At 34.0% G+C, this 25,859-nt stretch carries 18 protein-coding genes and 1 pseudogene; 4 read left to right on the plus strand and 15 right to left on the minus strand.

All coding sequences use genetic code 11. The annotated features are described in order from the left end of the window. Positions 1 to 74: 74 nt before the first annotated feature. The 6 genes from DYE31_RS10575 to nrdI all read right to left on the minus strand — a co-directional run bounded on the left by DYE31_RS10575 (position 75) and on the right by nrdI (position 6,622). Positions 75 to 833 (minus strand): iron ABC transporter ATP-binding protein, encoded by a 759-nt coding sequence (locus tag DYE31_RS10575; RefSeq protein ID WP_015899642.1) that lies wholly within the window; start codon positions 831 to 833, stop codon positions 75 to 77. Next, the gene (locus DYE31_RS10580; protein ID WP_015899641.1) at positions 830 to 1,792 is read right to left on the minus strand and encodes an iron chelate uptake ABC transporter family permease subunit; all 963 of its coding nucleotides are present in this window, start codon (positions 1,790 to 1,792) and stop codon (positions 830 to 832) included. Before DYE31_RS10580 ends, DYE31_RS10575 begins: the two co-directional genes overlap by 4 nt. Continuing rightward, entirely contained in the window at positions 1,782 to 2,738 is a 957-nt protein-coding gene (locus tag DYE31_RS10585) for an ABC transporter permease (RefSeq protein WP_174221513.1), read from the minus strand. The genes DYE31_RS10580 and DYE31_RS10585 overlap by 11 nt, the downstream gene beginning before the upstream one ends. 301 nt (positions 2,739 to 3,039) lie before the next feature. Then, positions 3,040 to 4,014 (minus strand): class 1b ribonucleoside-diphosphate reductase subunit beta, encoded by a 975-nt coding sequence (gene nrdF / locus DYE31_RS10590; RefSeq protein WP_015899639.1) that lies wholly within the window; start codon positions 4,012 to 4,014, stop codon positions 3,040 to 3,042. Between the two features lie 138 nt (positions 4,015 to 4,152). Further along, positions 4,153 to 6,258 (minus strand): class 1b ribonucleoside-diphosphate reductase subunit alpha, encoded by a 2,106-nt coding sequence (gene nrdE, locus DYE31_RS10595; protein WP_041612941.1) that lies wholly within the window; start codon positions 6,256 to 6,258, stop codon positions 4,153 to 4,155. Beyond that, positions 6,230 to 6,622 (minus strand): class Ib ribonucleoside-diphosphate reductase assembly flavoprotein NrdI, encoded by a 393-nt coding sequence (gene nrdI, locus DYE31_RS10600; RefSeq protein WP_015899637.1) that lies wholly within the window; start codon positions 6,620 to 6,622, stop codon positions 6,230 to 6,232. Before nrdI ends, nrdE begins: the two co-directional genes overlap by 29 nt. A gap of 880 nt (positions 6,623 to 7,502) precedes the next feature. Here nrdI and DYE31_RS10605 point away from each other — a divergent pair. The 4 genes from DYE31_RS10605 (at position 7,503) to DYE31_RS10620 (ending at position 12,315) form a co-directional block, all read left to right on the plus strand. Continuing rightward, a complete protein-coding gene (locus tag DYE31_RS10605; protein ID WP_015899636.1) occupies positions 7,503 to 8,393 on the plus strand; it encodes a DMT family transporter in 891 nt (296 codons plus the stop codon). Between the two features lie 2 nt (positions 8,394 to 8,395). After that, positions 8,396 to 8,899 (plus strand): preQ(1) synthase, encoded by a 504-nt coding sequence (queF, locus tag DYE31_RS10610; protein WP_015899635.1) that lies wholly within the window; start codon positions 8,396 to 8,398, stop codon positions 8,897 to 8,899. Between the two features lie 164 nt (positions 8,900 to 9,063). Next, complete coding sequence (locus DYE31_RS10615; protein ID WP_015899634.1) at positions 9,064 to 10,584, plus strand: peptide MFS transporter; 1,521 nt, start codon at positions 9,064 to 9,066, stop codon at positions 10,582 to 10,584. A gap of 228 nt (positions 10,585 to 10,812) precedes the next feature. Continuing rightward, positions 10,813 to 12,315, plus strand: a complete 1,503-nt coding sequence (locus DYE31_RS10620; RefSeq protein WP_015899633.1) for a peptide MFS transporter — start codon at positions 10,813 to 10,815, stop codon at positions 12,313 to 12,315. 177 nt (positions 12,316 to 12,492) lie between these two features. Here the strand turns inward: DYE31_RS10620 and DYE31_RS10625 are convergent. The 9 genes and pseudogenes from DYE31_RS10625 to pxpB all read right to left on the minus strand — a co-directional run bounded on the left by DYE31_RS10625 (position 12,493) and on the right by pxpB (position 25,611). Continuing rightward, positions 12,493 to 13,033, minus strand: a pseudogene (locus DYE31_RS10625) (5' nucleotidase, NT5C type). Positions 13,034 to 13,189: 156 nt separating this feature from the next. Then, on the minus strand, positions 13,190 to 14,254 hold the full coding sequence (gene hisC, locus DYE31_RS10630; protein WP_015899630.1) for a histidinol-phosphate transaminase: 1,065 nt from the start codon (positions 14,252 to 14,254) through the stop codon (positions 13,190 to 13,192). A 577-nt stretch (positions 14,255 to 14,831) separates the two neighbouring features. Next, positions 14,832 to 16,346: an ABC transporter permease/substrate-binding protein gene (locus DYE31_RS10635; protein ID WP_015899629.1), complete on the minus strand. Its 1,515-nt coding sequence runs from the start codon at positions 16,344 to 16,346 to the stop codon at positions 14,832 to 14,834. Next, a complete protein-coding gene (locus DYE31_RS10640; protein ID WP_015899628.1) occupies positions 16,343 to 17,299 on the minus strand; it encodes an ABC transporter ATP-binding protein in 957 nt (318 codons plus the stop codon). Before DYE31_RS10640 ends, DYE31_RS10635 begins: the two co-directional genes overlap by 4 nt. A gap of 99 nt (positions 17,300 to 17,398) precedes the next feature. Further along, a complete protein-coding gene (gene recQ, locus DYE31_RS10645; protein ID WP_015899627.1) occupies positions 17,399 to 19,177 on the minus strand; it encodes a DNA helicase RecQ in 1,779 nt (592 codons plus the stop codon). A gap of 12 nt (positions 19,178 to 19,189) precedes the next feature. Continuing rightward, positions 19,190 to 21,067: an ABC-F family ATP-binding cassette domain-containing protein gene (locus DYE31_RS10650; protein WP_174221514.1), complete on the minus strand. Its 1,878-nt coding sequence runs from the start codon at positions 21,065 to 21,067 to the stop codon at positions 19,190 to 19,192. Positions 21,068 to 21,329: 262 nt separating this feature from the next. Further along, positions 21,330 to 23,270 (minus strand): polyglycerol-phosphate lipoteichoic acid synthase LtaS, encoded by a 1,941-nt coding sequence (ltaS, locus tag DYE31_RS10655; protein ID WP_015899625.1) that lies wholly within the window; start codon positions 23,268 to 23,270, stop codon positions 21,330 to 21,332. Positions 23,271 to 23,911: 641 nt separating this feature from the next. Then, entirely contained in the window at positions 23,912 to 24,916 is a 1,005-nt protein-coding gene (locus DYE31_RS10660; RefSeq protein ID WP_015899624.1) for a 5-oxoprolinase subunit C family protein, read from the minus strand. After that, on the minus strand, positions 24,916 to 25,611 hold the full coding sequence (pxpB, locus tag DYE31_RS10665) for a 5-oxoprolinase subunit PxpB (protein WP_015899623.1): 696 nt from the start codon (positions 25,609 to 25,611) through the stop codon (positions 24,916 to 24,918). The genes DYE31_RS10660 and pxpB overlap by 1 nt, the downstream gene beginning before the upstream one ends. Positions 25,612 to 25,859: the final 248 nt, after the last annotated feature.

Here is a 25,859-nt window from a genome sequence, read left to right on the forward strand (position 1 = left end):
CTCCTAGAATGTGTGTGGTTCCCATCTTATATAGCCGCGATAAAATCGGCATCACCCCTCTCAAAGTTGTCGGTTTAATCGTAGTAAAGACAGATTCTTTGGCCATTCACAGATTCTATTTGTACATCCATATCATAGAGGCATTTCAATGTATCTGGTTGTATCACTTCATCTTTATGCGCTGCTTTAATCAATTGTCCATCTTTCATCGCAATCACATCATCTGAATAACAAGAAGCAAAATTGATGTCATGCAGTACGATAATAATCGTTTTGCCGACTTCATGTGTTAATTGACGTAAGGTTTTCATAATTTGTACTGAGTATTTCATGTCTAAGTTGTTTAAAGGTTCATCAAGGAGTATATATTCTGTATCTTGTGCTATTGTCATTGCAATATACGCACGTTGTCTTTGACCGCCTGAAAGTGTTTTTAAGTTTCGGTCTTTAATTTCTTGTAGTTGAAGCAGATCTAATGCTTCATTAATTTTATGCTTATCAAATTTTGTTAAACGCCCTTTTGAATAAGGGAAACGTCCGAATGCGACAAGTTGTTCTACAGTAATATTCAATTCAGTGTGGTTTGTTTGTTTTAAGACTGAGAGTTTTTTCGCAATCTCATTGCTTTTAAACTGATCTAGTGATGCATCTTCGAGATTGATTTCTCCAGAATCAACGTCAATCAAGCGGCTGATAGCAGAAAGCAACGTACTCTTACCAGCACCATTCGGTCCAATTAAAGAAGTCAGTCTACCTTTTTGAATCGTCACATCAATCGATTGCAATATAGGTTTATCTTGAATAGATTTATTCAAATTTTTAACACTGATCATTGTACATTCCTCCTACTGATTAATAGATAAATAAAGTATGTGCCGCCGACTAAGTTAATCAAAATGCTGACTTCAGTTGTCGCTTCAAAGAGATGTTCTACAATCCATTCAGCTGAAAACAAACTGATCCAACTCAGCATGATCGTAGCTGGCAATAAAAACTTATGTTCATATGTTTTCATAATTTCATGTGCGACATTAATGGTTAAAAGCCCTAAGAATGTAATCGGACCTACAAGTGCTGTCGCTATCGCGGTAAGCAATGCGACCATTATCATTAATAAGCGTGTCACGCGTGTGTAATTCACACCTAAGTTCATCGCTTGTGCTTTTCCTAATAATAGAACATCGAGGTAAGGTAAAACCCTGATTGTTATGATGATAAGTACTAAAAGCACTACGCCGCAGACAGCTACTAATTTTTCATTTGACGCATTAAAGTTCGCAAACATCGAACTTTGAACTGCTAAAAATTCTTCAGGATTAATAACTAATTCTAAAAAGCCTGTAATACTGCGGAAAAAGGTTCCAAGAATCACGCCGATTAAAAGTATGAAATACACGGAAAAATTACCGTGTTTAAAAATGACTTGGAAAAGCAGTAATGCGAATAATATCATTGCAACTAAAGTTAATGTAAAGTTTAAATATAAATTAGTGACCACAAGCGATTGGACACCAAAGACAAAGATGAGCAATACTTTGATAAACATGTAAACAGCATCTAACCCCATCATTGAAGGTGTCAGCAACCGATTGACTGTTATCGCTTGGAATATAATGACAGATGTACCAATTGCAGCTCCGACTAGTATCATTAAAATTAATTTACGCACACGACTTTGAAGTTGATATTCTAAAATATCCCAATCTATTCCGAGAAATAGATAAAGTCCGCCTGTAAGAAGTGTGATTGCGATGAGTATGGTTAATTTTGTTGTCAGATGATTAGCTTTCATAGTTGCGGCTTCCTTTCAACAACATGGCTAGGAATATAAATGTTCCGAACACCCCGAGTGTGAGTCCGATATTGATTTCATATGGGTAGACAATCAATCTTCCGAGTATATCTGAAAATAAAACAAATATCGCGCCAAGTAACACTGTGTGCGGTAAGGCGTGTTTCAAATGGTCGCCACGGTAGATGGAAACAATATTTGGTACGATTAAGCCTAAGAACGGTAGTGCTCCGACTGTCACAACGACTAAAGCTGTCATTGTTGCTGTAATCGTAAGACCGAACATCATAATACGTTCATAGTTGACACCTAAGTTATGACTGAAGTCTTTGCCCATTCCAGCGATTGTAAAATAGTTTGCGAAAGTATATGTAACAATGAGCAATGGGATGCTGAGATATAGGATTTCATAACGTCCACTGGTAATAATGGCAAAATTACCGTTCAACCAGTTCCCGATGCTTTGGACAGCATTGGTGCGTAAAGCGATAAAAGTTGTGAGACTCGAGATAATGCCGCCAATCATGATACCGAGAAGCGGGACGAAGATGACGTCTTTGAAGCGGATAATTTGAATCAACTTCATAAAGAAAAATGTTCCTGCAATACTTAATAACATTGCAAATAAGAGTTTTATTAGAATGTGTGCATGCGGGAAAAATACGAGTGCAATTAAAATACCGAGTTTCGCCCACTCCATTGTTCCTGCAGTAGTAGGACTGACAAATTTATTCTGCATCATCTGCTGCATAATTAAACCTGCTAAAGCAAGCGAACTTCCAGAAATAATAATACTGACTGTTCGAGGAATACGACTTGAAAAAAGTATATTACGCTGTTCTGCTGAAAGATGAAAAATATCTGATAACCCGAGTTGGCTGACGCCTATAAATAAAGATAAGATGCTTAAGACAATAAAAATAAAGAATAGTACGGGTCCACGCATCAGCTGCCTGATAATCATAATTTGCTTGAGTCCTTTCTACTGTTGTGTTGAATATGATTACCCTCAACTGTTATGAAACTGATAATCATTATCACTTAATATCTATCGTATCATGGAAAAATTTTTTGGCAATAGCTTTTTAGATTTTCAATTTTTTCATTCATAAATTAAGATTAAATATGCAAAGTTTTATGTATTTTGCTTACCAAAATGTAAATAATCTCTAAATATAAAAAAGCGTTGAATCTAACTGTAATTCATTTCAGTCAGATCCAACGCTTTTCAGATTAATCTATATTATTTATTTTTCGTCATCAAAGATAAAGTCTTCATCTTGTAAAGCTTCAACATTTAAAGCTAATGTATAGCCATCACCTTTAACTGAGAAGAAGTCATGGTTTTTTGTAGAAGTATCTAGGGCATTTTCAATAATCGGATTGAATTCACGTTCTTCAAAGTATGGTTCAAATCCTAAGTTTGAAAGTGCTTTATTGCCATTATAACGTACATAATTCAATACATCTTCTGCTAAACCGATGTCATCGTAAAGTTTATGAGTATAAGATACTTCATTTTTGTATAACTCTTCTAAAAGTTTATACATATGTTGGTCAGCACGTTGTTTTTCATTTTCAGAAAGTTCGTTGCGTAAGTGCTGTGCATCTAAACCAGTAAACACACCATGAATAGACTCATCAAGTAAGATTTTACGGATAATTTCACCAGATGTTGTCATACGGCCTTGTCCAGCAAGGTATAAAGGATAGTAGAATCCAGAATAGAATAAGAATGTTTCTAAGAATACACTTGAAACACGTGCAATATATTGATCATAAACTGAAGCTTCCTTAGCCCAAAGTTTATGATAATTGCCGACAATCTTATCTGATTTAAACTTCAAATGCGGTTCTTCTAGAACCCATGTATCTAATAAATAGTTTGTTTCACTAGATGGTAGCAATGTTGTGAAAATATGAGAATAACTTTTAGCGTGAATTTGTTCCATCATTGCCATAAATGAATAAACTGCTTTTTTACGTAAATCTTTAGTATGAAGCATAATTAATGGCATACCATCATCAGCTTGGTGAGTATCTAATCCAGTTAATCCTGCTAATGCTTTTTTAAATGTATCTTGTTCTTCAGGTGTTAAAGTTTTCCAGCTTGCAATATCTTTAGAGACTTTAAATTCTGTTTCCACCCACATTTGGGAAATATTTTGTCTCCAAAACATATTTGTCATATCTTCTTGCGTGTTCCAATTGACAGCAATCATCAAAGTGCATTCTCCATTCTTCTATAAATTTTATTAGTTTCTCTTTATGTGCTTAAATATGGGACCATTTACACATCTACTGTCATCGTGCAAAGGTCCCGCTTTTACTATTAATACAACTTGTTCATATTTATATGATTAAATTGCGCAGCTTGTACACTCATCTACGCTCAATAACTTATTACGTGTATAATAAAGAGATTTTAATCCTTTATGATGCGCATAAACATATAGACGTGACAATTCACGTGTAGATATTTCTGAATTTACATATAGAATTGTTGAAATTCCTTGATCGACATGTTGTTGGATTGTTGCTACTAAATCAATTAAACGCATTTGATCTGTGTTAAATGCTGATTTGTAATACCACATTGTTTGCGGTGATAAGAATGGCATCGGATAAAATGTTTCTGAGTTGCCATAAGTACGGCGTTCAATTTGATCAACAATCGGCATAACTGAACTTGTTGCATTCTGAACGTAAGAAATACTTTGAGTTGGCGCAATCGCTAAGCGATATGCATGGTATAACCCATATTCTTTAACATCTTTTTCTAATGTTTTCCAATCTTCAGCTGTCGGAATTTCTAATCCTTCAAATAAAGATTTAACTTTTTCATATTCAGGAACAATGTCAGCTTGCGTATATTTTTCGAAATATTTTCCGCTTGCATAGTCTGATTTATCAAAGTCTTGATAAGCTTGGCCACGTTCTTTTGCAGTTTGCATTGAACGTTCAATTGAATAATAGTTCATTGTCATAAAGAATATATTCGCAAAATCTTTTGCTTCTTCAGACTCATAACCAATTTGATTTTTAGCAAGATAACCATGCAAATTCATAACACCAAGACCTACTGAGTGCAGCTCACTATTAGCTTTGCGCACACCCGGAGCATTTTGGATATTTGCTTCATCACTTACAACTGTTAAAGCATCCATACCAGTATGCACTGAATCTCTGAATTTACCGGATTCCATTACATTTACAATATTTAATGAACCTAAGTTACATGAAATATCACGTTTAATTTCATCTTCAATACCGTAATCATTAATAACTGATGTTTCTTGTAATTGGAAAATCTCAGTACATAAGTTACTCATTTTAATTTGACCGATATTAGAGTTAGCATGTACTTTGTTCGCATTATCTTTAAACATTAAATAAGGATAACCTGATTGCAATTGTGTTTGCGCAATTGTATTTAACATTTCACGTGCATCTTTTTTATGTTTTAAAATATTAGGGTTTTTAACCATATCATCGTAATATTTATCCAAATCAATATCATCCAATGTTACACCATATTCGTTATAAACAGTATGTGGTGCAAACATATAGAAGTCTTCACCGTTTTTAGCAAGTTCAAAGAATTTAGCAGGTACAATTAAACCAGTAGAGATTGTTGATAAACGGATATCTTCATCAGCATTAACCTTTTTAGTATCTAAGAATTCTTCAACATCATAATGGAAGATATTCAAATATACTGCACCAGCACCAGGTCTTTGACCAAGTTGATCTGCGTAACTGAATCCGCCTTCTAAAGACTTAGCTACCGGTAATACACCTTTGGCAACACCTTTGATACCTTTGATAGCTTCGCCGCGTGCACGAAGTTTTGATAGGTTGATTGCTACACCACCACCGATTTTACTCAACTGTTTTGCTGTTGAATCGATAAAGTTGATTGAATTCAAACTATCATCTACTTCTAATAAGAAACATGACACTAGTTCGCCTCGGCGGGCACGACCAGCATTTAAAAATGTTGGAGTAGCAGGTTGGTAACGCTGCTCAATCATAGATGAAATAAATTGGCGCGCTTGTTCTTTATCACCATCAGCTAAATAAAGTGATACGATAGTTACGTGTTGTGAATAATCTTCTAAATATTGTTTTTTATCATTTGTTTTAAGTGCATAGTCTTTGAAAAATTTACTTGCAGACATATAGCTGGCAAATTTGAAAGGAATACTACGTGCAAAATCTGTTAACTCTTTCAAGTCTTCTTCGCTGTATTGCGCAAATACGTCTACATAGAAATCATTATCGACAAGATAGTGCAAACGTTCAATTTCACTATCGAAATAAATAGTGTGATCTTTAATCTCTTCAAGATAAACCGCTAGCGCTTCTTGGTCTTTTTCTAAGCTGAAAAAGCCATCTTCTTTACGCTTTGTTACCTCATTATTTAATTCAATATGATTATATTGCTTTTCGTTCATTGTCTTCATAAAAATGCCCCACCTTATCTTTAAACTCTTCAACGTCTTTTTTTGTTCCTTGTACTTCAAATTTCATTAAAAGCGGCACCATATAATCTTTAGATATTGTATCGCTGGCTTTCGCAAAATTTTGTCCCCAATTACGATTACCGCTTCCAACTACTCCTCTGATCATTGTGCCGTTATGTCGCAAGAATGTCTGCACAACATCTGGTACTTCTCCAAAACCAATGGTACTAGTGACCAATATATAAGGCTCATCTATGCGTACTTCCGCACAGTTATCATTTGTAATCTCTAAGGTGTTTTCAAATCCTGATCTTGCGATAAAGCGTCTTACGTTTCCTGTGAATGAGAAATAAACTACCTTCATTGAATCACCCGCTTTCTTAAAAAGAACGCGCCATTCTTCATCTCCATAGATTAGGCAGAAGCCATAAATAAAAAACATGACAAGCTGTCTGATTACTATTGTTGTTTCATGAATGAGACCTTGTGCCTGCTGCATGTTTGCAATTTATTACGATATTAGAATGCACTTTTCTATAACACTACATATTGTGGTTTCTTAATTTACGAGTTACATCTGCTTGATTGTAAGCTTATTAATTTTTCATGTTCTAAATTGAACGCAATTACAAGAATACCAACGAGCTTAAACTGCTTTCAACCATTAATTACACTTTAATCATGAATTAATCGCTTAAATGTTACTTTGTACTTTCAAAATAATGAAGTGTGAAATTGCTTTAAAATAGTTAATTTTAAATTTAGCGATTTCTAACTCAACCACAACATATAGTGTTAGATTTCGTTCTTCAATACTATATTATGTGATTCATTATACCTAACACACTTTGTAATTTCAAAGAGAATCACTGTCCAAAAATTTATTTTAAATTGTCATAATCGATGTAATAAGCGCCACATCTATCGTTCAAGAACAAAACTTTTTTAAAAAAAGTGCTTAAAATAAATAATTGTAGTTTTACCCTTGATTTTTTAAAAAATTATGCACTTCTTGTAAAATCAAGCCTTCTCGAAATATGGGTCTGATAGGCTTGATGCAACTCTTTTAAAATCCATAAGTATTAACATTTCAAATTGAGGAAGAATTCATCCAACTAAACAGAACATATGTTCGATTAAATTATATCGATTCTTTGAAAGAATTGCAAGGTCTTATAGCCACGTCAATTTGAATTATGCTAAGATGATATACGTTAAGTTTTGGAGAAAGTAGAGGCGAAAATATGGATCCCAAAATAAAAGGCATCATTGCAATCCTCATTTCAGCAATCGGTTTCAGCTTTATGTCGCTATTTTTCAGACTTTCAGGAGATTTACCTGTCTTTCAGAAGTCATTAGCACGTAATTTAGTTGCAATGTTGATTCCTTTATATTTCTTATATAAATATAAACAACCCATGTTTGGTAAATTGAGCAGCCAACCCTTGTTGATTACCCGTTCTACTCTTGGATTAGTCGGTGTCTTATTAAATATTTATGCCATAGATCATATGTTATTAAGCGATGCCGATACGTTAATGAAATTAAATCCTTTCTGGACAATTTTATTAAGTTTGGTCTTTTTACATGAGAAAGTACGTAAATATCAAGTTACCGCTATGGTAGTAGCGATTATCGGAATGTTGTTTGTTGTGCAACCTCAATTCTCATCAGCTATGATACCTGCAATCGGCGGTTTATTCTCAGGAATTTTTGCTGCTGCTGCTTATACGTGTGTTCGTGCATTAAGTACACGTGAAGCACCTTATACAATCGTGTTTTATTTTTCATTCTTCTCGATTGTTGCGTTAATTCCGTTTGTAATATTCACATATGAACCTATGTCAGGTATGCAAATTATATACTTAATTGGTGCGGGTTTATCTGCAGCAGTCGGCCAAATTGGTATTACACTCGCTTATAGTTATGCTCCAGCACGTGATATATCAATATTCACTTATGCATCTATTATTTTTACTGCCATTATGGGGATTGTTATTTTTGGAGAATCACCAGATTTATATGCAACACTTGGTTACGTTATTATTATCAGCGCAAGTTATTATATGTTTGAAAAAGCACGTCGGCAAGGACGAAAAAATAAGCCTGCGCGTGCACATAAAGGAGGAAATTAATAGTGTCAAATGAAGGACGCAAAAAAGAAGAATTAGAAGATATTACGTTATTAGGAAATCAAAATAATACGTATAACTTTGATTATAGACCTGATGTTTTAGAAACATTCGAAAATAAACATCAAGGAAGAGATTACTTTGTGAAATTTAATTGTCCTGAGTTCACATCACTCTGCCCTATCACTGGACAACCTGATTTTGCGACAATTTATATTTCTTATATCCCAAATATAAAAATGGTAGAATCTAAATCATTAAAACTTTATCTGTTCAGTTTCAGAAACCACGGCGATTTCCATGAAGATTGTATGAATATTATTATGAATGATTTGATCGATTTAATGGATCCTCACTATATTGAAGTCTGGGGAAAATTCACACCGCGTGGTGGTATTTCAATCGATCCTTATACAAATTACGGACGTCCAGATTCTAAGTATGAACAAATGGCTGAATACCGTATGATGAATCACGATTTATATCCAGAAACAATTGATAATCGCTGATAGAAATTAGAGTGTCCGTTTCGGGCGCTCTTTTTTATTAATTAAATAATATTCTACCTTTAGTGTAATAAACATATATAATAATATTAAACAATTTTCAGAATTTTCTTGTATATTTTTCCTCGATAGCTTAAAATTATTTTTAAGCGGTTAGGGGGAAAATTATGAATAAAAAACAATACACGCGCGAAGAGGTTGTCAATAGCATCCCACGTACAGGCTTCTTCGGACATCCTAAAGGACTTAGCACATTATTCTTCACTGAATTTTGGGAGAGATTCAGTTACTATGGTATGAAAGCCATTTTAGTTTACTACCTTTACTATTCAGTCGCTAAAGGCGGCTTCGGATTAGATGAATCTGTTGCGATGCAAATCGTAGCATTATACGGCACATTAATTTATATGTCTGGTGTAATCGGCGGTTGGATAGCTGATCGGATAACTGGTACGCAAAATGCCGTATTCTTCGGTGGAATATTTATAATGTTCGGTCATATTATTTTAAGTTTACCAGGTAGTTTAACAGCTGTAATGATTGCATTATTGCTATTAATCATCGGTACAGGTTTATTAAAACCTAACATTTCAACAACTGTCGGAGAATTATACGAAAAAAATGATCCTCGTGTAGACTCAGCTTTTACAATCTTCTACATGGGTATTAACGCAGGTGCTTTATTATCACCTCTTATTACAGGTTACTTACAAACTCGTGTCGGTTTCCACGCAGGATTCGCTACTGCAGCAATAGGTATGTTTATCGGACTCGTTCTTTATTGGACTAAACGTAAAAAGTATTTGAATTTAGCTGGTTTAACAGTACATAACCCAATGACAAAAAGTGATGTAAAGAAATTTTCGCTTATCACAATAATTGTTGTAGTGGCATTTGTACTTTATCTTGTTATCTTGAAAGCTTTTAATGCATTAACTATCGAAAACTTCAGCTTACTTGTCACTATTCTTGGTATTGCGTTACCAGTATACATTGTGACACGTATGTTAATGAGTAAAGAAGCAACGCCAGAAGAAAAATCACGTGTACGTAGTTATATTCCATTATATATTACGTCAGTGGCATTCTGGATGATTCAAGAACAAGGATCAACAATCCTTGCAAACTTTGCAGATAAAAACACACAATTAAAAATGTCAGAACTTACTGGCGGAGCCATTCATTTTGATATTCCAGCAGCCTGGTTCCAATCACTTAACCCTATTTTCATTGTTGCACTCGCTCCAGTATTCGCAACATTATGGGTGAAACTAGGCAAACGTAATCCATCTACTGTAATGAAATTTGCAATCGGTGCGATTATTGCAGGTCTTTCTTATCTCATTATGATGATTCCGTTAGCTGGCGGTTTACACAGAGAATTAATTAACCCTATTTGGTTAGTACTTAGCTTCTTACTCATAACAATTGGTGAACTTTGTATTTCTCCAGTAGGTTTAGCTACAACTACTAAACTTGCACCTTATGCTTTCACAGCACAAATGATGAGTTTATGGATGTTAAGTAATGCGACAGCTCAAGGATTAAATGCACAACTTGTTGTTGTCTATAAAACAATGAATCCATCACAATATTTCATGTACTCAGGTTTATTAACAATTATTATCGGTGTCCTGCTCATTATCGTTTCTCCAATGGTTAAACGCGCTATGAAAGGTATCCATTAACTTTTAATCTATATTCGGTTTAGAACAAGCAATAGTTCTGAACCGTTTTTTGTTGTAAAAATAATCAAATCCCCATCTAATAACTCTAAAAATTACTATATAATTGCTAACTACAATATTCTGAAAATTGTAAACATTATTATTTTAAGAAAATTATTGAAACTATTAATTTTTGAGAGTACAATCTAATATAATCAGCCCGTTTAGGATAGAAAGGTCGGGATCAATTTGCAGAATAATTTGCATAATCAGCATGTTCAAGAAATTCCACAAAAAGGATTCTTTGGACATCCAAGAGGATTAGGAGTACTGTTCTTTGTAGAATTTTGGGAGCGATTCAGTTACTACGGAATGCGCGCACTCTTAATCTTTTACATGTTTTACGCTATAAAAGATGGTGGCTTGGGCATGGACGAGGTTACAGCCCAATCCGTAATGTCTATTTATGGTTCACTTATCTTTATGACTACCATTATTGGAGGATGGATAGCAGATAGGATTACAGGTACTCGCGGTGCTACAATGTACGGTGCAGTATTAATTATTGTAGGTCACGTTGTATTGAGCTTACCGTTAGCAGATATTGGGTTATTTGTATCAATGTTCTTTATTATTATAGGTTCAGGTCTTATGAAACCGAATATTTCCAACATTGTTGGACGCCTGTATCCTGAAAACGATTCACGTATCGATTCAGGTTTTGTTATTTTCTACATGGCTGTAAACATGGGTGCTTTGGTAGCTCCTCTTGTTTTAAACCAATTCTCTGATAATCATAAATTCCATCAAGGATTTTTAATTGCAGCAATTGGTATGGCTGTGGCACTTGTTATTTACTTAATCTTTAATAAACGTAATCTAGGAGATGTTGGTTTAGCACCAACTAACCCGCTGTCATCTACTGAAAAGAAACGTTACGGCATTATTTTTGGCGCTATTGCAGCACTCATCGCTATTGTATTAGTAATTACAATATCTACTGGTACATTTTCATTCGATTTGATTAGTACAACGGTATTAATCTTAGGTGTTGCTTTGCCAATTATTTACTTTACGATTATGATCCGAAGCAAAGAAGTGTCAGATGATGAACGCTCACGTGTTATTTCATTCATTCCTTTATTCATTATTGGCGTTATTTTCTGGTCAATACAAGAACAAGGATCAAATGTATTAAACATCTTTGCATTCAAAGGTACTGATATGACAATCAACCTATTCGGATGGACATCAAGTTTTGGTAAAACTTATTTCCAATCGATTAACCCATTATTTATTGTATTGCTTGGTCCTGTGATTTCTTACATATGGAAAAAAATGGGAGAACGTCAACCAAGTTTAGCAACAAAATTCGTTTGGGGCGCTGTGCTTGCAGGTATTTCTTATATTATGATTGCTTTTGTAATGATGGGAAGTAACGGTCATCAAATCACTGTAAACTGGGTTATTTTATCTTATATTATTTGTGTAATTGGTGAATTGTGTATTTCACCAACAGGTAATAGTGCTGCTGTAAAATTAGCACCTAAAGCCTTTAATTCACAAATGATGAGTTTATGGCTACTTACAAATGCCACTGCTCAAGCGATTAACGGAACACTTGTAAAATTAATCAAACCATTAGGCTACCAAAATTATTTCCTATTCTTGGGCTGTTTAGCAGTAGTCATCGGATTGATTACACTTGCATTTGTACCAAAAATCGTAAAAGGTATGCGTGGACTTCGTTAGATGTCACAATATTAATATTTTTCCAAAGAAGACTATTCGCAACTTTGAATAGTCTTCTTTTTAATTTCAGTAATGTATTGATGTGTGACCTTCTAACCATAAAAGTGTTTAGCATTTAATTTTCACATATAAAAATGCCGAACAATGAACTAATTCGGCACTCACTTAAAATTATAATTATATTTCTTCATTTCCTAGGAAATATTTTTCAACTTCTTTCCAGTTATTTAAACGATCAAAGTCTTCATTATGGATATTATGTGCTGCTGTATACATCAATGATTTACCAGTAAAACGCTCTAATTGGCGTGGATTATCGTCGATTAGGTAATCAGCCTTCACAATGTTTTTACGCCCGCAAAAAACAAAGTTCTGTGGGTCTAAGAATGGAAAATGCATACGTAACCATTCGTATTTTTCATGAAACGATGTTGGTACATCCATAGCAGCTGTAGCAATATATATCATAATGTTTAGATAGTTTCTCAACTACTTCTTGTGAATCTTGGATTACCTCTAGATTTCTAAAGAAGCCCGGTTCTTTTAACACTTCATCTAAAACACCTTCATATTCTGGCATAAAATGACGTAGTTTATTTCCATCCAGAAGTGCTTCTTTAATACCTAAATCAGTACGTGTATTAACGCCTTCAATCAGAGCTTTGATTGTATCTGCTAATACCTCATCCATATCAATTGCGATTGATTCTCTCTCCATAATATGTAACTTCCTTTCCTTTTTATCCATTTCGAGTATAGCATATCTTCAATATCAAATTGTGAATAGAAAAAAAGAGCAGAACTAAGAACGATTTGATTATTATCGCCATTCTGCTCTTAATCATATATTAACTAAAGTTTGATTATGCTTATATTATGCTTCGAAATCAAAGTTTTTCAACACTTCTATCATTTTATCGTTTTGTTCTGGGAAACCAATCGTTATACGGACACCAATTGGGAATTCTCTCGTAATACAGCCCACTTTAAGTAAAGCTTCGTACAATTCTTTTGGACGTTTAGTATTTACAAATATAAAGTTAGTTTGACTATCAAAGAAATGTTTACTCTCTGGAATTTCAAAGAATTTAGCACGCTCTTCTGCATTACGTTTTTGAATTTCTTTGAGGTAATCTTGATCTTCGAAAGCCGCAACAGCAGCATATTCTGATAAACGTCCTACATTAAACGGCGGGCGAATAATATTATAGTTATGAATTGCTTCTTTTGTTGCAATTACATATCCTACACGTAATCCTGCAAGACCGTAAGCTTTAGAGAATGTGCGCATTAAGAATGCATTAGGAAATTTCTCTTGTAATTTCAAAGTGTCTGGAAAATCATCAGCAGTTACGAATTCGAAGTAAGCTTCATCTACCAATACAGGCACATTGCTCGGTACTTTTTCTAAAAAGGCCTCTAGTTCTTCATGAGTAACATAAGTACCAGTTGGATTGTTAGGATTACAAATCCAAACCAATGCAGTGTCTTCATCAATTTCATTTAAAATACCATCTAAATCAAATTGACCATTTTCTTTTAATGGTACTTGTACCACTTCAGCAGATTCAACGATGGCATTATGATAATATTGTCCAAATGTCGCTTGACTCGTTACAATCTTATCGCCCGGCGTTAATACTGCACGAGAAATCATTAAAATCACTTCATCTAATCCTGCGCCAAATAGGATGCGATTCTCATCTATATTGAGTGTATCTGCAATTTTTTTACGGAGTGTAGGTGCACCTGTTTCAGGATAATAAAGGACTTCATCTACATGTTCTTTAATGGCTTCTTTTGCTTTTGGAGATGGTCCGTATAAATTTTCATTTGATGCGAGTTTATGCAAATCAATATCTAGACCAAACTCTTTTTTTAATGCTCTTGGAGATAATCCTGGTTGGTATGCTGATAACTGTTGAATTTGTTCTTTCATGCGGTTAAGCCCCCTATTAAATTTACTGATATTTTTGAATTTAGTAAATATTATAACACATTCATGGTTGCACCGTGTAGCCCCTAATTTTATAAGGTTCGTAGCTTATTACATGGCGTATCGGTTACATTATTACGCCGTGACTACAATCTCTCAAATTATTTTCGCAAGTCAAAATGCGTCAAACATATTTTAACCATTAATATAATAATGATTATAAACACATAATTAGCATTTGAATTTTCAAGCGTTAATTTAGCATGTTTTAAACGGACTAATCCAAACATTAGCCACTACTTTTTTGTTCTTTTTATTTTTTTCACTAATACTTATAACAACAGGTAAAACTGCACAACAGATTATAATTGTTATAAGAACTCCTACATTCACAAATCTTCATCTCCTTCTTCTTTAATTAATATATTATAGTAATAATGCTTATAAACATATATTTACTATTTAAATTTGCAAGCGATAATTTGATGAATATTATAGTGGTATTTACCATCCAAATGCAAACTTGATAATAATAGAAAAGTACTGAGAATGCTTTAAAGCTTCCTCAGTACTTTTAAGCTTATTTAATTAAATGATGTCTTTTCAAATAATCTTTCGCTACTTTATACGGATCTTCATTCTTAACAGTAACTTTATAGTTCATTTCTTGCATTTCTTCATCGGTAATTTTACCTGCTAATTTATTGAGCGGTTTTTTAATTTCCGGATGTTCTTTCAAGTATTTTTCTTTAAATAATGGTGCACCTTGATAAGGTGGGAAAACATGCTTATCATCTTTTAAGACAACCATGTCATATTGTTTTAATTCTGCATCAGTTGAATATGCATCTATTAAATTAATATCACCTTTCTTAACTGCTTGATATCGTAATTTTGGTTCCATTGTACGTATCTTATTGAAGTGTAAATCATAGGCTTTAGAAACTGCTTTAAATCCATCAGGTCTATCGTTAAACTCAAGTGTGAAACCTGGTTTGATTTCATCCTCTACTTTTTCTAAATCTCCGATTGTTTTTAAGTGATGTTTTTCAGCAAAATCACGCTTAACAGCTAATGCATACGTATTATTATATTTCATCGGTTTTAATAAGGTCATTTTGTCTTTCTTTTCAAGACTTGTCTTAGCTTGTTCATAAACCTTATGTTCTTCTTTAGATTTTAAAGGTTCTTTCGTCAATTCACCTAAAACTGTACCAGTAAATTCTAAATAACCATCGATATCATCAGATTTTAAAGCATTGAATAAGAATGATGTTTTACCCATTCCATCTTTAACATCAACAGTATCATCTGTCTCTTCTTCAATTAAGATTTTATACATATTAGTAATAATTGAAGGTTCAGACCCCAATTTACCGGCAATTGTCACTTTGTCACCTTTACCGCCAAACAATGGGATAACAATAACTAATACTACAATAATTAAAAGCGCACCCAATGTAATCAATATTTTTTTGTAAGACAGCTTTTGAATATAACGTAAAGCTAAATCAAAAACGATAGCTAAAATAGCTGCAGGTATAGCACCTAATAAGATTAAAGAGCTATTATTTCGGTCGATACCTAATAGGATTAAATCCCCAAGGCCGCCTGCACCAATTAATGCTGCGAGTGTGGCAGTACCAATAATTAATACCATTGCTGTACGAATACCTGCCATAATGATAGGCATCGCAATAGGTAATTCTACTTTCGTCAACCTTCTTCCTGGCTTCATACCGATACCTTTAGCCGCTTCAACTAATGAAGGATCGACTTCTTTTATCCCAGTATATGTATTTCTGAGAATCGGCAGCAATGCATACACGACTAATGCGATAATCGCCGGCAATGTCCCAATACCAAAAATTGGTATCATTAAACCTAATAGTGCCAATGAAGGAATTGTTTGAAGTACAGCTGCAATATTAATAACAAATTCTGAAATATATTTTGTTTTAGTCAAAAATATACCGAGCGGTACACCAATTAAACAAGCAATCAATAATGCAATAAAAGAAATCTGAATATGTTCTAACAACGTACTGAGCAATTCGCCTTTACGCGTAGAGAGCGTTTCTAAGAATGCATTCATGAAGCGTCACCTCTTTCACTATCAGCTAAGAAGTTAAAGACATCTTCTCTTGTCAGCATATGCGTCTTGCCGTCACGTTCTACTGCAACAGCATTATAACGTGCCAAATCTTCGTAAACTTTCTTCAATGGAGTATCATGTTGAACCACTGGCAAATCCTGAGTAGATTGAAGAGACTTCAGTTCTGTATTTTCTAAAACATCATCTAATTTCAATTGCTGCTGAACATTTCTGTCATATTGACTAATAAACTGTTTTATAAAATCATTTTTAGGATGATTGATAAAGTATTCAGGCGTGTCAATTTGTTCAACGTGCCCCTCATTCAACAAACAAATTCTGTCGCCTAATTTCATGGCCTCATCAATGTCGTGTGTGACAAAAACAATAGTTTTCTTAATCTGCTTTTGCAATTCTATTAAATCATCTTGTAATTTTGTACGGCTTATCGGGTCTAAAGCACTGAATGGTTCATCCATTAAAATAACGGGCGGATCAGCAGCGAGTGCTCTGACAACACCTACACGTTGTCTTTGTCCCCCTGACAACTCATCCGGTTTACGATCACGATATGTATCAGGATCTAAATTCACCATTTTTAATAATTCATCAACACGTTGGTCAATTCTGTCTTTATCCCAACCCTTCATTTGAGGAACTTGTGCGATATTTTCTTTTACTGACATATGCGGAAATAGAGCAATCTGCTGCAATACATAGCCGATATCCCAACGCATTTCATAAACTGGATAATCACTGATTGGTGAATCCTTGAAATAAATGTAGCCCTCTGTCAACGGAATTAAACGATTAATCATTTTTAAAGTCGTTGTTTTTCCGCAACCAGAAGGTCCGATTAAAACAAAGAATTCCCCTTCGTTAATTTTAAAGCTGACATCATCGACGGCAATTTTATTGCCATACTTTTTACTGACGTGCTTGAATTCAATCATTCCTTCACCCACATTTCTTTTTATTTTAAAAAAAGAACAGCAAGCTAACACTAATTGTATCCATTCGTTGTTATACTTGCTGTTCTTAATAAAACATTTTTAAACTTGTGCTTTGTAATTATGAATTGTTTCAATAAATTTTGGACAATAATGCTTCAATTTATAACTGCCCACACCATCAATCGCAATCATCTCTTGTTTAGACTCAGGTTTGCGCTTGGCAAATTCTTCTAAAGTAAAGTCTGTAAAAATACTAATCGGTGCAATATTAAGTGTTTCACTCAATGTTTTTCTCACTTCAACCAATTCATCAAATAAAGCTCGATCTACACCTTCAATAGTATTAATATTTACTTTTTCTTTAGCTTTACGTTTGAATGGTACTGTATAAATTTTTAAACCTTCACTTAATACCTTTTTAACCTTTTTATCGCAAGTCAAAACTTCATCATTTTCATTCAAGAACCCTTTGAAACGTAATTCATCGATAAGATGACTACATTCTGAAGTCGTATAAGACTTCATGATTCCGAAAGTTGAAAGTTCATCATATTGATTATATTTAACGTAATCTGACGTTTCTCCTCTGAGCACTTGTATGATAACGCCATATGTTTCTTGCTGACGCATACGTACGATACAGCTAATAATTTTTTTAGCTTCATCTGTCATATCGTATGTTTTATTTTCATTGACACAATTACTGCAGCGACCGCACTCTTCTAATTTTTCATTAGGTTCGAAATAATGTACCAAAGTCGCTTCTAAACATTTTTTGGTCTTAGTATATTGAATCATTTTATTCAATTTCTCGCCCATTTTTTCTTTATAATCATCATCTGCTTTAGATGAAGCAATGAAGAATTGATGCAGCCCGATATCACGTTCGCTATACAATAATATACAATCACTTTCTAAACCATCACGTCCGGCACGTCCTGCTTCTTGATAATATGACTCTAAGTCTCCAGGCATATTGTAATGGATTACAAAACGCACATTAGACTTATCAATCCCCATACCGAATGCATTTGTAGCGATAACTACTTTAGTTTTATCAAACACGAAATCATTTTGAGCTGCCTCACGTTCTTTATTTGTTAATCCTGCATGGTAAATTGCACTATTAATTTTTTGGTCTTCAAAAACCTGTTGCAGTTCCTCAACTTGTTTACGTGTTGAACAATAAATAATACCAGCCTTATCCTTATGTTCTTTCACATATTCTAAAACAAATTTTTGACGTTGATAGGTAGAATTAACTTTAAATTTTAAATTAGGACGCTTGATACTTGTTTTAACCATATCGCCTTGTGCAATATGGAGTCGTTCCATGATATCTTGTTGCACTTCAGCAGTCGCAGTTGCAGTTAATGCTGCTACTGCAAAGTTTTGCGGAAGACACATTACTTTGTCGATGACCTGTTGGTAACTTGGCCTGAAGTCATGTCCCCATTTAGAAATACAGTGTGCTTCATCAAAAGCAACGAGTTTAATATCTAAACCATAAAGCAGTTTCATAAATTGATTATTTTCAAAGCGTTCTGGCGCAATGTATAAAAATTGAATCTCACCCTTACGCAACTCTGCTTCTATTGCTTTTTGATCTTTTTGAGATAAACTGCTGTTTAAATAAGCAGCATTAATGCCCATGGCTTTCAGTTGATCCACTTGGTCTTTCATCAGAGAGATTAATGGGCTGATGACAACAGTTACACCGCCCATCATTAAACCAGGTACTTGATAACATAATGATTTACCGCCACCAGTCGGTAAAACCCCTAATACATTTTGTTTTTCTAGTATTTTGGAAATGATTTCTTTTTGTCCAGGACGGAATGTTTGGTATCCAAAATAATGTGATAATATTGTTTCCATATTTTTGACCCCTTATTGTTCCTTTAATTCTTCAAGTTCACTCCATCTTGTCATATCTTGGTCGTATTGCGATTCTAAAGTTTCTTTTTCAGAATTAAGCGTTTGTATTTTTGTATAATCATCACTTGCATCTACCATCTCTTGTTCTATTTCTTCGAGACGTATTTCTGCTTCCTCAATTCTTTCCATAACCGTTTCGTATTCACGTTTTTCTTTATAAGATAACCCTTTACGTTGTCTTTCTTTTACTTGCTTAGGTAGTTGTTTAGCCGCTTCTTTTGCTTTTTCTTGTTCCTCTTTGTACACTTCATAGTCCTCAAAATTACCGATAATCCGTTCAATTTGACCATCATGTACATACCAGAATTCTTGTGCTACTTTATTCAAGAAGTAACGATCGTGACTCACAGTAATGATGGTGCCGCCGAATGTTGAAATATAATCTTCAAGAATAGTCAGCGTTTCTGTATCTAAATCGTTCGTAGGCTCGTCTAATAGTAAAACATTCGGTTGATGAACGAGTAATCTTAGTAAATAAAGACGTTTTTGTTCACCGCCTGAAAGTTTATAGACTTTCTTGCCATGTGTTGAACTTGGGAATAAAAATCGTTCTAACAATTGCGTAACTGAAACGGTTGTCCCGTCTTTTTCTTTTGCGACTTCACTTTCTTCGCGTAAAAAGTCAATAACACGTATATCTCTGTCCAATCGTTCATCAGTTTGTTTAAAATAAGCAGTCTTTACAGTTTGTCCGATTTTCACTACTCCTGAATAGTCAGTATCTTCTCCTGCTAAAATATTAAGCAACGTAGTTTTACCAGCTCCATTCGGTCCCACAATACCGATTTGCTGCCCATTTTGTATAATCTGTGTGACATGCTCAAAAAGTGTTTTCCCTTCAATTGATTTAGAAAGGTCTTCTAGTTCAAACACCTGTTTTCCTAAACGAGAGTGTGCAAGATTAAGTTGTCCTGTATCTTTTGTTGTTTGGTTTTTGACTTGTGATTCTAAATCACTGAAACGATTAATTCGAGCTTGTTGTTTCGTTGAACGCGCCTTAGCACCTGCACGCATCCAAGACAATTCTTGTTTATATAAAGCACGCTGCTTTTGGTTTTGTTGTTGTTCAATTTGTTCATTTTCAGCACGCATCACAATGTAATCTTCATAATTGCCTGGATAAGTGCGTAATTTTCCTCTATCTAGTTCAACAATCCGTCTTGATACTTCATTAAGGAAATATCGATCATGCGTTACAAACAATACTGTATGCGGATATTGTTTTACATAATTAATAAGCCATTTTATTGAATCAAAATCTAAGTGGTTAGTCGGTTCATCTAATAAAAGTAAGTCTGGTTGTTCAATCAGTGTTTTTGCCAAAACAACACGCTTTTGCTGTCCGCCTGATAATGCTTTTACAGATTGTGCAGTATCATTTATTCCTAATTTAGACAAGATTGTCTTCACTTCTGCGCTATAATCCCAAGCTTCTGCTTGATCCATTGCTTCTTGTGCATTCATCATTTTTTGGAAATCAGCATCACTTTGTGTCTCACTATATTTTTGCACAGCTGTTTCGTAATTTTTAATGATCTTTACTGCAGTAGTATCCGCACTCAGTACTTCATCAAGCACCGTTTTATCCTCATTTAAATCTTGCTTTTGCGAAGAGTAGCGTATGCGATATTGATTAGGACAATTAACCTCTGCTTCAAAATCATCATCCAATCCTGCAATTACTTTCAGCAACGTACTTTTTCCTGTCCCATTGATACCTACAAGACCGATTCGCTCATGTTCTGAAACAGATAAGTGCAAGTCATCAAATATCACCTTATCTGCATAAGATTTATGTAAGTGTTCTATTTTGTATGATTCCATTTTCAGCCTCCACTTATATTCGTCCGTTCATTTCTTTGCGTAGTTCAGTATATTACTTCGTTTATAGTGAAATCAGTTCCATATATTATACACCTTATAGCTTCTAAAAGATACTATATAAGTAAGGATTATCGACACTAAATATTAAGAAACTGTAAAGACCTTATATTCTTTTAATGATAAACAACACAAACATAATTTTTGTTGTTTATCGTATAAAAAGAGTGCCCAGAACACAATGTCCTAGGCACTCTAGTTAACTTCTATATTATTTTTGTTCTGAACCTTTCGGACCAGTTTTATATTGATATTTTGATGGGTTTATTTTTTTGAAGTCTGGGTTTTTGTAGAATCTGAACAAGTCACCATTGAGTACATTATCGCTCATTTCTAAATCTTTTTCGACTTGTTGTTTATTTTTCTGTAAATCGGCAGGTTCTTTTGTAAGCGGTTGGTTTGTTTTGTTATCGTACGCTTTGCCGTTTACATATTTATATTTCGGTGTGATGAAATCACCATTTCTGAATGGTACTAATTGTGAATGATCTTTAGATAATAAATCTGTACCCATCATCAAGTAGTTTTTAGAATCAATACCAACTAAGTGTAACAATGTCGGCATAACGTCTACTTGGCCACCGTAAGTGTGATCAACGCCGCCTGGTTTACCAGGTATTTTCATCCATAAACCTGTACGGTTTAAGTCCATGAATTTCGCTGGAGTAATGTCTTCACCTAATAATTTTTCCATTGCTTTGTTATGGTTTTCAGAAATACCATAGTGGTCGCCGTAAATAATAATTACTGAATTTTTATAGAGACCTTTTTCTTTAAGTTCATTGATATATTGTTCCAATGATCTATCAAGGTAGTTTGCTGTTTGTACATATCCATCGACTGTTGAATCACCAGTGTTTGGTTTTTCGATATCAGCATCTTCAGATGACAATGTGAATGGATAGTGGTTTGTTAATGTAATCAAATGTGAATAGAACGGTTGTTTCATTTTAGATTGATAATCTGCTGATGCTTTGAAGAATGGCATATCTTTCAATCCTAAGTTTTCAATGTTATTAGGACTCATGTCATAGTATGTTGCATCATAGAACTTATCAATACCAAAGTGTTTATAGATTTGGTCACGGTTCCAGAAAGTTTTATAGTCACCATGCATTACGTTACTGTTATAACCTTCTTTTTGATCAAGAATAGCTGGTAATGATTGGTAAGTATTTGAACCTTTCAATGAATATGCAGATCCTTGTGGTAAACCATATAAACTGTTATCCATTGTAAACTCTGCATCTGATGTTTTACCTTGACCAGTTTGGTGGAAGAAGTTTGGATAATATCTGAATTCATCATTGCCTGATGATAATTTATTCAAGAAAGGTGTAACTTCTTTACCATTTACTTTCTTATTGATTAAGAAAGTTTGGAAACTTTCTAAGTGAATCTTGATAATATTTTTCTTTTTAGCAACCCCGTAGTATTCCGGGTTAGGTTGTGTTTGCTTTTGTTTTGTATAATTTAAAACTTTAGTTAAATCATCTTCAGATGCAAGTGCTTTTTCTTGGTTGTTTTGAATAGTCTTAACGCCATCATAAATTGTGAAGTTGTATGGTCCTAAGTACTTCACTAAGTATTTATGGTCAAATGTACGTGTTAACAATTCTGGACGATCTGTTTCAGCAAATGCTAAGTTCAAAAAGAACAATGCAACTGAAACCGCCATTACCACTGGTACAAATTTTTTGCTGAATGCACGAGTGCTTAACCATTTAGATTTAAAGACTAAAATGAACAAGTACACGATTGTATCAATAAAGTAAACAAAGTCATACCATTTAAATGAAGCTGATACTGCTCCGCCCATAGATTCAACATTACCTGTTTGGTTCAAAGTACTGAACGTTAAGAAGTCTGAGAAGAATCTAAAGTAAACAACGTTCGCATAAAGTAGGAATGTGAGTAAGAAACCACCTACAAACATAAACCAAAATGCTTTTTTACCTTTAAAGAATAAGAATACGCTTAATACCAATGCGATTAAGCTGTATGGATTCATCAATAGAATCAAATTTTGTACTAATCCCTTAACTCCTAAAGAAAAATCAACATAATAAGCAAAGTAAGTTTTTAAACTCAACGTAATCAACGTGAGTATAAAAAAGCCGAATATACTTATTTTCTTTTTCTGCAGACTCATGTGTGTCTCCCCCGTTATTATTTATTCAATCTAAAAACACTATTTATACATTAAAATTGAGGTTGAGACTAAAAAGACTTGGGTTTGGAAAGTGAGTCACACTTTCTAAACTAGATTTCCATCGTTTAACCGAATTCGGCTAATTAATTACGTAAAAATCACTTTGCTTTTATCCCAACCAATTTATTTCGCAAAACTTTTTATTAATTCATCATTTTCATAAAGGCTTGTCTCTTATTAACCAATACTTTACAAAATCTACTTTTTGTAATCTTATTGTAACAAAAAGCACGCAGTACAGTAATTAAATATAGAACAATTTTGCCAGAGTTTCAAGCAATAACTTGGATATTTTGCACTTATTACACTTTATTTTTTTATTTGTTAATTTTTTAATAAGCTACAATGAAAACCTTGCTTAGAAATGATTAAATTAAGCTTTTGGTGTGATTAAAGTGTATTGACAGCATTAAATTATACAGTGTTTTATTAATTTCCAAATCAGACCACAGACCTAGTACTTAATTTTAGAAATTCCACTAATAATTTTACTAAAAAATAAAAATGCTGATTGAATTTAGATATATTCAACCAGCATGATGAGTGCTACTTCATTTAATTATTTAAAATACTTGATTCGCTTACTTTTGCATCTCTTGCATCATACGATATTCAATTCCATGGAATAATTGCTGAACCCAGCTACTATATTTCATCAAGTTATCTTCAGCCGTATAGACATCAATATATTGAAATTTCAATCTAGAGCCTTGAGGTTTTTGCGCAAGCTTTGTAAGGTGATAACTCGCAATTGTTCCAATTTGCGGATAACTGCCTAGAGTATAATGATCATTCAACAAAATAATCGGAGAACCATCACGTTTCACTTGAATCGTGCCTCTTTTTACAGATTGATGCGGCGGCATATCTTCATAATATGCTTTTACCGGTTCGCCTTCTAATATCATTCCCGCTCTGTTTGCTTTGCTTGTTACTTTGTATTCTCCCCGCGTAAAACGATTTAATGTATCTTCATCAAAATCTTCGGAGCCTTTATTTAATACGACATGGAACATGTCAGACATATAATTGAATGATAAAGCGTAACCATCCACACCCCAATTGGTTTTGTGCGTATGTTTAAGGTTATCAAACAACTTCATATGACGCTGAGTATAGTCGCGTTTCATATTAATCGCATCGCCTGCTTGTAATTTACGTCCCTCATATCCACCTATTTTTGATAAAAAATCAGTAGATGTTGAATCAAGCCATTCTTCTAACTCAACACCCCCGCCGATTGCTAGATAAACGCGTGAAGTACGATTAGATTCAGCAAATTGCAATACGTCTCCTTTTTCAACTAAATAGAGTTTATTGGGTAAAATACGCATATTTTGAGTCCAAGCTTTGAAATTACCTCCGGATAATGCTATCAAAGTCGGCTCTGTAAAACGAATTCGTGCCATTTTCATTGTCATTTCTAGTGTTGCTTCATTCTTATCGTTCGCTACCAGTCGATTAGCTACTTCATGAGCTAGAAAATCAAGTGCTCCGCCTGGAATCACACCGTCATGTTCATAGCCTTGGCGACCAAAATCTTGGAAGCTTGAAAATAGACCCGGATCTTCGATGATGATTGTCATTATGCTTCGCCCCCAATCTTTTCGAAATCTGAATCAGTAGGTTTAAAACGGACTGTATCCCCTAACTTCAATAACGTAAAGTCCTCTTTTGAAGGGTCAAATAATTTAACAGGTGTATATCCGATTACAATCCAGTCACCGTATGTATCTGTTGTCACAATACCGCATTTCTTCCCTTCCAAAATGACTGAGCCTGCTGGAATGAATTTTTTTCCATCCACTGTGTGATTAATATATAAACGTTCATTCATTCCTGTCAGATATGGAAAACCTGGTGAATAACCCATCATTGAAACGAAGTAGGTTTTTTGAGAATGTAATTTTATAAATTCTTCTTTATCCAAATTATAAAATTCAAGCAAGTCTTCTAGATCCGGACCATATTCGCCACCATAAATCATAGGAATTTCAGTCGGCATGTTAACTGATTCACCATGTTTAACTTCAATTTTAATAGATTGAAGCAATTCCTTCATATACTGAAACGGCGACTTAATATGATGGTGTTTAATCATGCTTCTTGCATCATATACAATCATCATATCTGATTCTGTCGGAACGATTTCAGTAATAAAAGGATAATCTTGTTCAATTAAATAAGAACGCAACGCTAATAAATCTTCAGTCGTATCTTGTGTAACCTCTTTTTCAACTGAAACCACAATAGCTTGGTCACCCTGACTATAAATCTTCATAATACACCTCAAATTATTATTGGTTATAAAACATGTTCAATATATCTATAATGTAAGAATTAAGCATTCTTACGAAGTAATATACGAGTATAATCTGCACAAGTACCATCACACTGACCAATAAACGCGCTATTTTGTAACGCCTTTTTTGAACCAAATGGTTTGATACTAATTTAGTAAGATATGCTACAGCAACTATTAAAATAATAATAACCCAAATCATGCAGTCACCTTAATTTATACCCTTC

Origin of the sequence: Staphylococcus carnosus, from assembly GCF_900458435.1 — a bacterium.
Lineage (GTDB): Bacteria > Bacillota > Bacilli > Staphylococcales > Staphylococcaceae > Staphylococcus > Staphylococcus carnosus.

What these genes read in the sequence shown, in the direction of transcription:
- nrdI (WP_015899637.1), bottom strand. Translation starts at nt 6,622, where the DNA reads ATGAAGGTAGTTTATTTCTCATTCACAGGAAACGTAAGACGCTTTATC.
- nrdE (WP_041612941.1), bottom strand. Translation starts at nt 6,258, where the DNA reads ATGAAGACAATGAACGAAAAGCAATATAATCATATTGAATTAAATAAT.
- DYE31_RS10660 (WP_015899624.1), bottom strand. Translation starts at nt 24,916, where the DNA reads ATGACAATCATCATCGAAGATCCGGGTCTATTTTCAAGCTTCCAAGAT.
- DYE31_RS10640 (WP_015899628.1), bottom strand. Translation starts at nt 17,299, where the DNA reads ATGATTGAATTCAAGCACGTCAGTAAAAAGTATGGCAATAAAATTGCC.
- pxpB (WP_015899623.1), bottom strand. Translation starts at nt 25,611, where the DNA reads ATGAAGATTTATAGTCAGGGTGACCAAGCTATTGTGGTTTCAGTTGAA.
- recQ (WP_015899627.1), bottom strand. Translation starts at nt 19,177, where the DNA reads ATGGAAACAATATTATCACATTATTTTGGATACCAAACATTCCGTCCT.
- DYE31_RS10605 (WP_015899636.1), top strand. Translation starts at nt 7,503, where the DNA reads ATGGATCCCAAAATAAAAGGCATCATTGCAATCCTCATTTCAGCAATC.
- DYE31_RS10575 (WP_015899642.1), bottom strand. Translation starts at nt 833, where the DNA reads ATGATCAGTGTTAAAAATTTGAATAAATCTATTCAAGATAAACCTATA.
- DYE31_RS10585 (WP_174221513.1), bottom strand. Translation starts at nt 2,738, where the DNA reads ATGCGTGGACCCGTACTATTCTTTATTTTTATTGTCTTAAGCATCTTA.
- DYE31_RS10615 (WP_015899634.1), top strand. Translation starts at nt 9,064, where the DNA reads ATGAATAAAAAACAATACACGCGCGAAGAGGTTGTCAATAGCATCCCA.
- DYE31_RS10635 (WP_015899629.1), bottom strand. Translation starts at nt 16,346, where the DNA reads ATGAATGCATTCTTAGAAACGCTCTCTACGCGTAAAGGCGAATTGCTC.
- nrdF (WP_015899639.1), bottom strand. Translation starts at nt 4,014, where the DNA reads ATGATTGCTGTCAATTGGAACACGCAAGAAGATATGACAAATATGTTT.
- hisC (WP_015899630.1), bottom strand. Translation starts at nt 14,254, where the DNA reads ATGAAAGAACAAATTCAACAGTTATCAGCATACCAACCAGGATTATCT.
- ltaS (WP_015899625.1), bottom strand. Translation starts at nt 23,270, where the DNA reads ATGAGTCTGCAGAAAAAGAAAATAAGTATATTCGGCTTTTTTATACTC.
- DYE31_RS10580 (WP_015899641.1), bottom strand. Translation starts at nt 1,792, where the DNA reads ATGAAAGCTAATCATCTGACAACAAAATTAACCATACTCATCGCAATC.